Here is a 14,722-nt window from a genome sequence, read left to right on the forward strand (position 1 = left end):
GTGGTTGAGCGGCGCGCGCCCGGCGTTCGGTACTCGCTGACGGCGGCGCAGGTGGACATGTGGCTGTCGGCCGAGTTGCTCGGCGACACCCCGGAGTTCAACCCCGCGCAGTACGTGGTGCTCCGCGGGCCCGTCGACGAGGAGCTGCTGCGGGCAGGCGCCCGCGTCGCGGCCCAGGAGACCGACGCCTACCGGCTGTACTTCGGTGAGCACGCGGACGGTGCGCCCTGGCAGGCGCTCGCCGGCGAGCTGCCCGACGACGTCATGCCGGTGGTGGACCTGCGCGGTGAGGCCGATCCGGCGGAGGCGGCGCGGGCGTGGATGCACGCCGACGGCGCCCGGCCGATCGACCACCGGTCGGCGCCCCTCTGGCGGTGGGCGCTGCTGCGCGTCGCCGGCGCCGAGTACTGGTGGTACCACCGGGCGCACCACCTCATCACGGACATCTTCTCGTTCAACCTGCTCACGCAACGCGTCGCCGAGATCTGCTCCGGGGAGCACCGGCCGCGCTACTTCGGTTCCTGGGCCGATGTTGTGACCGAGGACGAGGCCTACCAGCACTCCGCCGACAGGGCGGCCGACGAGCGGTACTGGCTGGACTCGGTCGCGGAAGCGGTGCGGGACAGGCAGGACGAACGGCGTGCCGACCGGCAGCGGCCGTCCCGGCGGCGCACGGTCGCCGTCGACGCGGCGTTGCGCGGCGCGGTCCTCGACTGCTGTGCCGAACTGGGCATGCGCGTCCCGCACTTCCTCGTCTCGGCGTTCGCCGCCTACCAGCGGCAGCTGACCGATCGCGACGACGTGGTGTTCAGCCTCCCCACGGCCGCCCGGCGCAGTCCGCTGGCCCGCGCGACCCCCGGCCTGCTGGCCAACGTCGCGCCGGTGGTCCTGCACGTGCCGGGCACGACGACCGTCCGGCAGCTGACCGGCGCCACCACCGCGCGGCTGGCCGAGATCGGCGCCAGGTCGCGGTACCGGGGCGAGGACCTGGCCCGGCGGATCGGCGTCGCCGGCAACGGCGCCTGGTTCGGTCCCACGCTCAACGTGGTCGACTTCAACCGGTCACGCGCCTTCGGCCCCGATGTGCACGCCGACGCGCCCCGCAACCTCGCGGTCGGTCCCGTTCGCGACCTCACCGTCACCACCTACGGCTGGTCGCGCGGTGATCAGGCGTGGCTCGACGTCGACGTCGAGGACGGCGTGGCCGCCGACGCCGAACTCGCTCTGCACGAGCAGCGGTTCCTCGATGTCCTCGAAAAGCTCGCCCGCGGGCCGGTGGACGACGGACTGCCTTCGTCCACTGTGGATTCAGGGCTCACCCGGCGGTGGGGATCTGGAGCCACGCCGGGCGCTGCCGCGAGCGTCCCCGACCTCATCGCGGGGTACGCCGAGACCCGGCCCGAACAGTCCGCCGTCGTGTGCGGTCAGGACCAGCTGTCCTTCCGCGAGCTGGGGGAGCGGGCCGACGCGCTCGCCGCCCGGCTCCAACGCGCAGGGGTGACCGCGGAGTCACCGGTCGCCGTGCTGGTGCCGCGCGGGCTCGAACTGGCTGTCGCCTTCCAGGGCGTGCTGCGCTCCGGTGGCGTCTACGTGCCGATCAACCCCGGACTGCCCGCGGAAAGGCTGGCGTTCCTGCTGGCCGACGTCGGCGCGGTCGCCGCGGTGACGACGCCGGAGCTGGCCGGTGAGCTGAGCGGCTTCGCCACGGTGCTGGTGTTCGGCGAGGAGTCCCCGGTCGCCGAAGGTGCGCCGGTGCGCGTCGAGCCCGGCGCGTTGGCGTACGTGGCTTACACGTCCGGATCGACCGGGCGGCCCAAGGGTGTGGCGGTGACGCACGCCGCGCTGTCGTCGTACGTGGCCGGCTGGCGTGAGGCGCTCACCCCGCTGGGTGGTCCCGGCACCGTGCTGTCCATGTCCGGCCCCGGTTTCGACGTGTCCATCGGTGACATGACGCGGGCGCTGGCGTTCGGGCAGACGGTGGTGTTCCTGCCGCACGACGAGGTCGTCTCGGTCGAGTCCCTGCACCGGACGCTGGCCGGCCACGAGGTCGAGGTCGCCGAGATCGTGCCCGGCATGCTCCTGCGCGATCTCGCCGCCCACTGCCGGGAGGCGGGCCAGGTCGAGTCGTTGCGCCTGGTCATCTCCGGCACGGACATGTGGACGTACGACGCACTCGTGTCGGCCGTCGCGGCCGTGGCGCCCAATGCCGTGCCGGGCAACGTGTTCGGCGTGACCGAGGCCGCGATCGACTCGATCTTCCACCCGGTCCTGGAGCGGCCGGAGCACGAGGGCGAGGTGGTCCCCATCGGCGGACCGCTGGCCGGTGTCGGCGTCTTCGTCGTGGACGGGTCGCTGCGGCCGGTGCCGGTGGGCGTCGAGGGTGAGCTACTGGTCGGGGGCGCCGGTCTGGCCCGTGGCTATGTGGGCCGTCCGGACCTGACCGCGGAACGGTTCCTGCCCGACGTGTTCGGTGGATCCGGCGGTCGGTTGTACCGCACCGGCGACCGTGCCCGGTGGCGTGCGGACGGCGTGCTCGAGTTCCTCGGCCGGGTGGACGAACAGGTCAAGATCCGCGGCTACCGGGTCGAGCCTGGTGAGGTCGAGGTCGTCATCGGTGACCACCCGGACGTTCGTGATGTCGTTGTGGTGGCACGGGATGGTGGCCCGCACGGAGGCAAGCGCCTCGTCGCGTACGTCGTCGCGGAAGGCGAGTTCAGCGGCTCGGCGTTGCGGTCGTGGTTGCGCGAGCGAGTGCCGGACTACCTCGTGCCGTCGATGTTCGTGGCGCTGGACAGGTTGCCGCTCACGCCGAACGGCAAGGTCGACCGCCGGGGCCTGCCAGACCCCGAGCCCGAGACGGGCGAGGTGTACGAGGCACCCCGGACGTCCACAGAGGACGCTCTGGCGGCGGTGTGGTCGCAGGTGCTGGGTGTCGACCGCGTCGGCGTGCACGACAACTTCTTCGAGCTGGGCGGCGACTCGATCCTGAGCCTGCAGATCGTGGCGCGTGCCCGTGCCGCCGGTCTGGGCCTCGGTGTGGCCGACGTGCTGTCCCGCCAGACCGTCGCCGAGCTGGCGGCCGCGGTGCGCGACAGCCCCGCGGTGACGCTGGCGGAGCAGGGTGTGGTCACCGGACCTGTGCCGTTGACGCCGATCCAGCACTGGTTCCTGGCGCAGGACATCGAGGACCGGGACCACTGGAACTGGTCGGGCGTGTTCGAGCTCGCACCGGGCACCGACCCCGGTCGGCTGGCCGGGGCACTCGACGCCCTGGTCGCGCATCACGACGCGTTGCGCCTCCGGTTCTCGTCCGGCGGCCAGCACAACGACGGCGTCGAGACCGCTGGCCTGCTTCGGGTGGTCGAGGGCGACGCGGACGTGGTCGCGGAGATGACCGCGGCGCAGAAGTCGTTGCGTCTGGCCGACGGCCCGCTGGTGGCCGCTGTGTTCTTCGACCGCGGCGACCTGCCCGCGTTGCTGGGCCTGGTCGTGCACCACCTGGTGATGGACGGCGTCTCGTGGAACGTGCTGCTGGAGGACCTCGGCACCGCGTACCGCTCGGAGGCGCTGGGCCCGAAGACGACCTCGTTCCAGCAGTGGGCCGAGCAGCTTCAGACGTTCGACCCCAGCGGTGAACGGGACCACTGGGCCGCGGCGACCTCCGGGGTGGTCGCGCTGCCGGTCGACCGCGACGGGCTCAACGACGAACGTTCCGCACGGGTGCACACGACGTGGCTGGACGCCGGGACGACCGCCGCGTTGCTGGGCGACGCGCACAAGGCCTATCGCACGCAGGGCAACGACCTGCTGCTGGCGGCGCTGGTGCGGACGCTCGGCCCGTGGGCGGGCACCGACGAGCTGACCATCGACCTGGAGAGCCACGGCCGTGAGGCGATCACCGACGGGGTCGACCTGTCGCGGACCGTCGGGTGGTTCACGTCGATCTTCCCCGTGCAACTGCGCCGGGACGAGGATCTCGGCACGACGGTGAAAGCCGTGAAGGAGCAGCTCAGGGCTGTGCCGCGCCGAGGTGTCGGCTACGGCGCACTGCGCTGGTTGCACGGAGAACTGGCCGATGCGCCGGATCGCCCCGTGCTGTTCAACTACCTGGGGGCCGCCGCGGCCACCGGCGATCTGCTGCGCCGCGAACTGCCTGCGGCATCAAGGGGTGCGGCGACGTCCGGCGAAGGCACGCGGTCCCACGTGCTGAACCTCGAGGTGACCCGCACCGCCGACGGGCGGCTGCAGGTCGAGTGGCACTACAGCGCCGGACTGCACGAGGCCGCGACCGTCGAACGGCTCGCCGGCGCTTATCAGCGTGAGCTGGAGGCGGTGGTCGAGCACTGCCGGTCCGGCGTCTCGGGTCTCACGCCGTCGGACTTCCCGCTGGCGTCGCTGGCGCAGCATGAGGTCGACCGGCTGGCGGCGCGGTTCCCCGGCCTGGCGGACGTCTACCGGCTGGCGCCCGTGCAGTCGGGCATGTTGTTCGGTGTCGTGGGTGCTCCCGCGGAGGACGGGCTCTACTGGGGGCAGGGGATCTACGAGCTCACCGGCACCGTCGAGGCGGACCGGCTCGCCGGCGCCTGGCGTTCGGTGATCGCGCGCCAGGCGGCGCTGCGCAGCGGGTTCGTCTGGGAGGGCGTCAGCGAGCCGGTGCAGGTCGTGCTGTCCGATGTGGACGTTCCACTCCAGGCGCACGACTGGTCGGATCTCGACGGGGACACCCAGCAGACCCGGTTGCGGGAGCTGCTGGCGCAGGACCGCGCACTGGGGTTCGACCTCGCCGCGCCGCCGCTGACGCGTCTGTACCTCGTCGACCGCGGTCTCGGGCAGCACTGGCTCCTCTGGGGGCTCTACCAGGGCTTGTGCGACGGGTGGAGTCTGCCCGTCGTCATGGACGAGGTGCTGGCCGCTTACGACGGCTCGTCGCCTGCTCCGGTGCGGTCGTACCGCGAGTTCATCTCGTGGCTGGACGGGCGTGACCCGAGCGAGGCCGAGGGATTCTGGCGGTCCTACCTGGACGGTTTCGAGGCGCCGACGCCGTTGCCGGTGGACCGCTTGGCCACCAGCCACTACGCGCAGGACCGGCGGCGCACGCACCTCGACGCGAGCGTGACCGCCGCCCTGGTCGACCTGGCCCGCCGGGAACGCGTGACGTTGTCGGCGGTCGTGCAGGCCGCGTGGGCCAAGGTGCTGTCGGCCACCTCGGGTGAGGACGAGGTGGTGTTCGGCCTGACCGTGTCGGGCCGCCCCGCCGACCTGCCCGGGGTCGAGTCGACCGTGGGTCTGTTCATCAACACGCTGCCGGTGCGGGTCGCCGTGCCCGCGGACGTGCCGTTCACGTCGTGGCTGCGGGAGCTGCGGGACAACCAGGGCGCGGTGCAGCGGTTCGAGTACACGCCGCTCGTCGACGCGCAGCGCTGGTCGTCCGTGCCCGGTGGCCGCGCGTTGTTCGACAGCATCGTGGTGCTGCGCAACTACCCCGGCGGCCGGAGCCGGGCCGCCGGCTTCGAGCTGTCGCCGTTGCTCGACTCGGTGGAGCAGGGCAACTACCCGCTCACCTTCGCGGTCGACGTGGAGGCCGAGCTCAAGATCGAGGCCGAGTTCTCCACCGCCGCGTTCGACGCGGTGACGGTCGAACGGATCCTCGACCAGCTCACCGTCGTGCTGACGGCGGTGACCGAACGGCCGGACCTGCCCGTGCAGGACGTGCCCCTGCAGCGGCCGGAGCAGGCGGCGGCACTGGTGGCGTGGGGCGAGACCCCCGAGCCCGCCACCGAGCGGCCGGTGCCGGACCTGGTCGACGACTGGGCTCGGATCTCGCCCGAGGTCGCGGTGGTCTGCGGTGCGGAGAGCCTGACGTTCGCCGAGCTGGGTTTCCGGGCCGACGCACTGGCCGGCCGGCTTCAGAACGCCGGAGTGACCGTGGGCTCGCGGGTCGCGGTGCTGGTGCCGCGCGGGATCGACCTCGCCGTCGCCTTCCAGGGCGTGCTGCGCGCCGGTGGCGTCTACGTGCCGGTCAACCCGGGGATTCCCGCGGAGCGGCTGGCGTTCCTGCTGGCCGACGCCGGTGCGACGGTCGCGGTCACGACTCCGGCGCTGGCCGGTGAGGTGGCCGGGCTCGCCGAGGTGCTGGTGCTGGACGAGGACTCTCCGGGGTTCGGCGCCCTGCCGGTGCGCATCGATCCCGACGCGTTGGCGTACGTGGCCTACACGTCAGGGTCGACTGGACGGCCCAAGGGCGTTGCGGTGTCTCACGGCGCGTTGTCGTCGTACGTGGCGGGATGGCGGGAAGGGCTCGCCGATCTGGGCGGTCCCGGCACTGTGCTGTCGATGTCGGGTCCTGGGTTCGACGTGTCCATCGGTGACATGACGCGGGCGTTGGCGTTCGGCCGGACGGTGGTGTTCCTGCCGCACGACGAGCACGTGACGGTGGAGTCGCTGCGCGAGACCTTGGTGGACCACGAGGTCGAGGTCGCGGAGATCGTGCCGGGCATGCTGTTGCGCGACCTTGCGGCTCATTGCCGGGAGGCCGGGCCGGTGAAGTCGCTGCGCCTGGTGATCTCCGGCACCGACATGTGGACGCACGACGCGTTGACGACCGCTGTGGCGGAGGTGGCGCCGAACGCGGTGCCGGGCAACGTGTTCGGTGTGACCGAGGCGGCGATCGACTCGATCTTCCACCCGGTCGGCGAGGACCACCCTGCCGCGGTCGTGCCGATCGGCACGCCGCTGGCCGGTGCCCGTGCCGTCGTGGTGGACGCCAGGATGCGACCGGCGCCGGTGGGGGTGCCCGGTGAGCTGCTGGTCGGTGGATCCGGTGTGGCCCAGGGGTATGTGGGCCGGCCCGACCTGACCTCGGAGCGGTTCGTTCCCGACGTGTTCGGTGGATCCGGCGGTCGGTTGTACCGCACCGGTGACCGGGCTCGGTGGCGTGCCGACGGGACGATCGAGTTCCTGGGTCGTGTCGACGAGCAGGTGAAGATCCGTGGATACCGGGTCGAGCCGGGCGAGGTCGAGGTCGTCATCGGCGATCACCCGGACGTGCGTGACGTCGTTGTGGTGGCACGTGATGGTGGGCCTCACGGTGGCAAGCGCTTGGTCGCGTACGTTGTCGCGGAAGGCGAGTTCAGCAGCTCGGTGCTGCGGGCGTGGCTGCGGGAGCGGGTGCCGGATTACCTCGTGCCGTCGGTGTTCGTGGCGTTGGACCGGTTGCCGCTGACGCCGAACGGGAAGGTGGACCGGCGCGGTCTGCCCGAGCCGGAGCTGGAGGCGGTCGCCGAGACCTACGTCGCGCCTCGGACCGCCGTCGAGGAGATCCTCGCGGCGGTGTGGAGCGGTGTGCTCGGTGTCGAACGCGTTGGCGTGCACGACAACTTCTTCGAACTGGGCGGCGACTCCATCCTGAGTCTGCAGATCGTGGCGCGCACTCGTGCCGCTGATCTGGGTGTGGACGTGGCGGACGTGTTCGCCCACCAGACCATCGCCGAGCTCGCGCTCGTGGTGCGGGAAGCACCTGCGGTCTCGCTGGCGGAACAGGGCGTTGTAACCGGGGCTGTGCCGTTGACGCCGATCCAGCACTGGTTCCTGGCGCAGGACGTCCCGAACCGGGACCACTGGAACTGGTCGGGTGTGTTCGAGCTGGCGCCCGGCACCGACCCGGTCCGGCTGGGTCAGGCGCTCGACGTCCTCGTCGCGCACCACGACGCGCTGCGGATCCGGTTCGGTCCGGACGGCCAGCACAACGCTCCGGTCGGGACCGGTGGGTTCCTGCGCGTCGTCGTGGGCGATGAGGCTGTGGTCGCGGAGATGACCGCGGCGCAGACGTCGTTGCGCCTGAACGACGGCCCGCTCGTGGCCGCCGTCTACTTCGACCGCGGTGATCAGCCCGCGTGGCTGGGTTTGACCGTGCACCACCTGGTGATGGACGGCGTCTCGTGGAACGTGCTGCTGGAGGACCTCGGCACCGCGTACCGCTCGGAGGCGCTGGGGCCCAAGACGACGTCGTTCCAGCAGTGGGCGGAACACCTGCTGGAGCTGGAGGCCGGCGGCGAGCGGGAGCACTGGGCGGCGGCGACGTCGGACGTGGTCGCGCTTCCCGCCGACGGCGACGGCCCGAACACCGAGGCGTCCAGCACCGTGGTGAGCACCTGGCTGGACGCCGACACGACCGCGGCGCTGTTCGGTGAGGCGCACAGGGCTTACCGGACGCAGGCCAACGACCTGCTGCTCGCCGCACTGGCGAACGTCCTGGGGGAGTGGGCGGGCACCGAGCACGTCACGGTCGACCTGGAGAGCCACGGCCGGGAAGGCCTGGACCTGTCGCGCACCGTCGGGTGGTTCACCTCGATCTTCCCCGTGCGGCTGAGCCGGTACGAGGGTGTCGGCGCGACGGTGAAGGCCGTCAAGGAGCAGCTGCGGGCGGTGCCGCGCCGCGGTGTCGGCTACGGCGTGCTGCGGTGGGCGCAGGACGAGCCGGCCGGTGCGCCGGACCGGCCGGTGCTGTTCAACTACCTCGGTGCGTTCGACGCCGTCGACTCGGCCGGGCTGATCCGCCGCGAGCTTCCCGCCGAACTGGCCGGCCCCATGCAGGGCCCCGGCGGAACGCGGGCCTACCCGTTGCAGCTCGAAGTGGTCCGCGCGGACGACGGACGGCTGCGGATCGACTGGCTGCACAGCACCAACCTGCACCGCTCCGAGACAGTGGAACGGGTCGCCGCGCACTACGTCGAGGCGTTGCGCGCGCTGGTGGCGCACTGCCGGACGGGTGTCACGGGCTTCACCCCGTCCGACTTCCCGTTGGCGTCGTTGACGCAGGACGAGTTCGACGGGCTCGCCGAGCGTTATCCGGTGGCGGACGTCTACCGGCTGGCACCCGTGCAGTCCGGGATGTTGTTCGGCGTCGCAGGTTCTCCTGTCGACGGGCTCTACTGGGGTCAGAGCGTCTACGACCTCGCCGGTCCGATCGACACCGACCGGCTCGCCGGTGTCTGGCGTTCCGTGATCTCCCGGCACGCCGCGTTGCGCAGCGGGTTCGTGTGGGAGGGCGTCAGCGAACCGGTGCAGGTCGTGCTGTCCGATGTGGACGTTCCACTCCAGGTGCGCGACTGGTCGGATCTCGACGGGGACACCCAGCAGACACGGCTGCGCGAGTTGCTGGCGGAGGACCGTGCACTGGGCTTCGACCTGGCGGCACCGCCGTTGATGCGGCTCTACCTCGTCGATCGCGGCGAGGGCCGGTTGTGGCTGGTGTGGGGGCTGTACCAGGGTCTGTGCGACGGGTGGAGCCTGCCCGTCGTCATGGACGAGGTGCTGGCCGCCTACGACGGTTCGCCGCTGGCTCCGGTGCGGTCGTACCGCGAGTTCATCTCATGGCTGGACCGGCGTGATCCGGACGAGTCGGAGTCGTTCTGGCGCAGGGCGCTGGACGGGTTCGAGGCGCCCACACCGTTGCCGGTGGACCGGCTGGCGGCCGGCCACTACGCGCAGGACCGCCGCAGGACCATGCTGGACGAGCGCGTCACCACGAAGCTGGTGGAGCTGGCGCGCCGGGAACGCGTGACGCTGTCGACGGTGGTGCAGGCGGCGTGGGCCAAGGTCCTGTCCGCGTCGTCCGGCGAGGACGACGTGCTGTTCGGGCTCACCGTGTCCGGTCGTCCGGCTGACCTGGCCGGCGTCGAGTCGATCGTCGGCCTGTTCATCAACACGCTGCCGGTGCGGGCCGTCGTGCCCGCCGACGTGCCGTTCACGTCGTGGCTGCGCGAGCTGCAGGACAACCAGGTCGCGGTGCAGCGGTTCGAGTACACGCCGCTGGTGGACGTGCAGCGCTGGTCGGCCGTTCCTGGTGGGCGAGCACTGTTCGACTCCATCGTGGTGTTCGGCAACTACCCGCACCGGGAACTGCCGGACGACCTCGCCGAGATCCCGGACGGGTACGCCTCCGTCGACTCGGTGGAGCAGGGCAACTACCCGCTCACCTTCGCGGTCGACCTGGAGCGCACGCTGCGCATCGAGGCCGAGTTCTCCACGGCCGCCTTCGACGCCGTGACGGTCGAACGCGTCCTCGACCAGCTGGTGGTCGTGCTCACCGCCGTCGCGGAACGGCCTTCGCTGGCCGTCGCGGACGTGCCGTTGCAGCGGCCGGAGCAGGCCGCGGAACTGGTGGCGTGGGGCGAGACCCCGGTCCCGGCCACCGAGCCGTCCGTGCCCGAGCTGATCCACAGCTGGTCGGACACCGACGCCGTCGCCGTGGTGTGCGGCGAGGACCGGCTGACGTTCGCCGAGCTGAACGCTCGCGCCGATGGCCTCGCCGTCCGGCTCCAGGGGGCCGGTGTGACGGTGGAGTCGCCGGTCGCCGTGCTGGTGCCGCGTGGGCTTGAGCTGGCCGTCGCGTTCCAGGGCGTGCTGCGCTCCGGCGGCGTCTACCTGCCGATCAACCCCGGGCTTCCGGCCGAACGTCTCGCGTTCCTGCTGGCCGATGCCGGTGCGGACGTCGCGGTCACGACCGCGGCGCTGGTGGGCGAGCTGGCCGGGTTCGCCGGTGAAGTGCTGCTGGTGGAGGACGTGGCCGTCGTCGGCGAGCTCGCTCCGGTCGACCCGGACTCGTTGGCGTACATCGCTTACACGTCGGGTTCCACGGGACGGCCCAAGGGCGTCGCGGTCACGCATGCCGCGCTGTCGTCCTACGTGGCCGGTTGGCGTGACGGGCTGGCCGCGCTGGGCGGCCCCGGCCCGGTGCTGTCGATGTCCGGGCCTGGGTTCGACGTGTCGATCGGTGACATGACGCGGGCTTTGGCTTTCGGTCAGCGCGTGGTGTTCCTGCCGCACGACGAGCACGTGTCGGTGGAGTCGCTGCACGCGACGTTGGTGGAGCACCGGATCGAGATCGCCGAGATCGTTCCCGGCATGCTCTTGCGGGACCTGGCGGCACATTGCCGGGTCGCCGGGCCGGTCGAGTCGTTGCGCCTGGTGATCTCCGGTACGGACATGTGGACGCATGACGCGTTGACCGCCGCTGTGCGCGAGGTGGCGCCGAACGCGGTGCCGGGCAACGTGTTCGGTGTGACCGAGGCGGCGATCGACTCGATCTTCCACGCCGTGACGGAGGACCACCCCGCTGCCGTGGTGCCGATCGGCACGCCGCTGGCCGGCGCCCGCGCGGTCGTGGTCGACTCCGCGCTGCGGCCCGTTCCCGTGGGTGTTCCGGGCGAACTGCTGGTCGGCGGCGCCGGTGTGGCGCGCGGCTACCTGGGACGTCCCGACCTGACCTCGGCGCGGTTCGTGCCCGACCTGTTCGGTGCCGGCGGCGACCGGCTCTACCGGACCGGTGACCGGGCTCGGTGGCGTGCTGACGGCACGATCGAGTTCCTCGGGCGCGTCGACGAGCAGGTCAAGATCCGTGGCTACCGGGTCGAGCCCGGTGAGGTCGAGGTCGTCATCGGCGATCACCCCGACGTGCGTGACGTTGTTGTGGTGGCTCGTGATGGCGGGCCGCACGGCGGCAAGCGCCTCGTCGCGTACGTCGTGGCGGAGGGCGAGTTCAGCGGCTCGGCGTTGCGGTCGTGGCTGCGGGAGCGGGTGCCGGATTACCTGGTGCCGTCGGTGTTCGTGGCGTTGGATCGCCTTCCGCTGACGCCGAACGGGAAGGTGGACCGGCGCGGTCTGCCCGATACCGAGCCCGAGACGACGGGCGAGGCCTACGTCGCACCTCGGACCGCTGCGGAGGAAACGCTTGCGGCGGTGTGGAGTGGTGTGCTCGGTGTCGACCGCGTCGGTGTGCACGACAACTTCTTCGAGCTGGGTGGCGACTCGATCCTGAGTCTGCAGATCGTGGCTCGCGTTCGCGCCGCAGGTCTGGGTGTCGACGTGGCGGACGTGTTCGCCCACCAGACGGTCGCCGCACTGGCCGCCGTCGTGCGTGACACGCCGGCGGTGACCCTGGCCGAACAGGGCGTCGTCACCGGACCCGTGCCGCTGACGCCGATCCAGCACTGGTTCCTGGCGCAGGACATCCCGAACCGGGACCACTGGAACTGGTCCGGAATGTTCGAGCTGGCGCCCGGCACCGACCCGGAACGGCTCGGGCGGGCACTCGACGTCCTGGTCACTCATCACGACGCGCTGCGCCTCCGTTTCACGCCGGAAAGCCAGTACCTGGCGCCGGTCGACGGCAGCGCGTTGTTGCGGGTGGTCGAGGGCGACGAGGCCGTGGTCGCGGAGATGACCGCGGCGCAGACGTCGTTGCGGCTGGCTGATGGCCCGCTGATGGCCGCCGTGTTCTTCGATCGCGGTGATCAGCCCGCGTGGCTCGGTTTGACCGTGCACCACCTCGTGATGGACGGGGTGTCGTGGAACGTGTTGCTGGAGGACCTCGACGCTGTCTACGCGGGCCGGGAACTAGGGCCGAAGACGACCTCGTTCCAGCAGTGGGCCGAGGTGTTGCAGGACCTGGACGCTCGGGGCGAGCGGGAGACCTGGCTGGCTCAGACCGCGGACGTCGTGGCAGTGCCGCAGGACCAGGACGGCCCCAACACCGAGACTTCGGCCGGTGTCGTGCGGTCGTGGCTGGACGCCGGCACCACCGCCGCGCTGCTGGGCGACGCCCACCGCGCCTACCGCACCCAGGCCAACGACCTGCTGCTGGCGGCGCTCGCCCAGGCGTTGGGCGAGTGGGCTGGTAGCGGCCACGTGACGGTGGACCTGGAAAGCCACGGCCGCGAGGCGGTGGCCGACGGCGTGGACATGTCGCGCACCGTCGGGTACTTCACGTCGATCTTCCCGGTGCGGCTCACGCACGAGAGCGATCCGGCGGCGGCGATCAAGGCCGTCAAGGAAGAGCTGCGGGCAGTGCCGCGCCGCGGTGTCGGCTACGGCGCGTTGCGCTGGCTGCAGGGTGACCTGGCCGATGTGCCGGAGCGTCCGGTGCTGTTCAACTACCTCGGAGCGTTCGACGCCGTCGACTCGCTGGGGCTGATCCGCCGGGAACTGCCCGCCGACCTGGCCGGCCCGAGCGAGGGACCGGGCGGGACGCGGTCGCACCTCCTGCAGATCGAGGCGGAGCAGGACGCGGACGGACGCCTGCAGGTCGACTGGCACTTCAGCCACAACCTGCACGACATGGTCACCGTCGAACGTGTCGCCGCGCGCTACGTCGAGGCGTTGCGTCGGCTGGTGGCGCACTGCCGGTCCGGGGCCACGGGCTTCACGCCGTCGGACTTCCCGTTGGCGTCGCTGACCCAGCCCGAGGTGGACGGGCTTTCGGAGCGCTATCCGCTGGTGGACGTGCATCGGCTGGCGCCGGTGCAGTCAGGCATGTTGTTCGGTGTCGCGGGTTCTCCCGTCGACGGTCTCTACTGGGGTCAAGGGGTTTACGACCTGACGGGGCCGATGGACGCGGAACGGCTGGCCGGTGCCTGGCGTCAGGTGATCTCCCGGCACGCGGCGTTGCGCAGCGGGTTCGTGTGGGAGGGCGTCAGCGAGCCGGTGCAGGTCGTGCTGGCCGAGGTCGACGTTCCGCTCGAGCGGCTGGACTGGTCTCGCCTCGGCGACGTCGTGCAGCAGGAGCAGTTGCGGGTGCTGCTCGACGAGGATCGCGCGCTGGGCTTCGACCTCGCCGCGCCGCCGTTGACGCGCCTGTACCTGGTGGACCGCGGCCAGGGCCGGTTGTGGCTGGTGTGGGGTCTGTACCAGGGCTTGTGCGACGGGTGGAGCCTGCCTGTCGTGATGGACGAGGTGTCCGCCCTCTACCAGGGCAGGGCGCTGGAGCCGGTGCGCTCCTACCGGGACTTCATCGCGTGGCTGGGCCGGCGTGACCCGGCCGAGTCCGAAGGGTTCTGGCGCACGCACCTGGCCGGTTTCGAGGCTCCCACGGCACTTCCGGCCGACCGGCTGGCCGCGAGCCACTACGACCAGGACCGGCGTCGCCTGCGCCTGGACGAGACCGTCACCGGCAGGCTGGTCGACCTGGCCCGCCGCGAGCGCGTGACGTTGTCGACCGTCGTCCAGGCGGCGTGGGCGCTGCTGCTGTCGACGTACTCGGGTGACGACGACGTGATCTTCGGCCTGACCGTCTCCGGCCGTCCGGCCGACCTGGCCGGCGTGGAGTCGATGGTCGGGTTGTTCATCAACACGCTGCCGGTCCGGGCCGTGGTGCCGACCGACATGACATTCGCCGCGTGGCTGCCGCGTTTGCAGGACAACCAGGTTGCGCTGCAACGGTTCGAGTACACGCCGTTGGTGGACGTGCAGCGGTGGTCCGAGGTGCCGCACGGCCGCGCGTTGTTCGACTCCATCGTGGTGTTCGGCAACTACCCGCAGGAGGAACTCCCCGAGGACCTGGGCGGGCTGCAGGCCGCCGACTCGGTGGAGCAGGGCAACTACCCGCTCACCTTCGCCGTCGACCTGGAGCGCACGCTGCGCGTCGAGGCGGAGTTCTCGACGGCCGCGTTCGACGCCATCACGGTCGAGCGGATCCTCGACCAGCTCGCTGTCGTGCTGACCGCTGTGGCGGAGCAGCCGGAGCTCTTGGTCCGCGATGTGCCCGTGCAGCGTCCCGACCAGGCGGCGGAGCTGGTGGCGTGGGGCGCGACCCCCGTGCCCTCCGCCGAACTGCCGGTGCCCGACCTGATCGCCGGCTGGGCTTCGTCCGAGGTCGCCGCGGTGTGCGGCGATGAGCAGCTGACGTTCGCCGAACTGAACGCTCGGGCCGATTCCCTTGCCACAC

Annotated in this window: 1 protein-coding gene (only partly in view); it reads left to right on the forward strand. The window is 71.5% G+C overall.

The features are described from left to right. On the forward strand, positions 1 to 14,722 hold the 5' portion of the coding sequence (locus tag LX88_RS16590) for a non-ribosomal peptide synthase/polyketide synthase (protein WP_258948672.1). It continues 16,154 nt past the right edge of the window; only the first 14,722 of its 30,876 coding nucleotides appear in the window; its start codon is at positions 1 to 3; the stop codon falls past the right edge of the window.

Source organism: Lentzea californiensis (genome assembly GCF_024648825.1).
GTDB classification, from domain to species: Bacteria; Actinomycetota; Actinomycetes; order Mycobacteriales; family Pseudonocardiaceae; genus Lentzea; species Lentzea californiensis.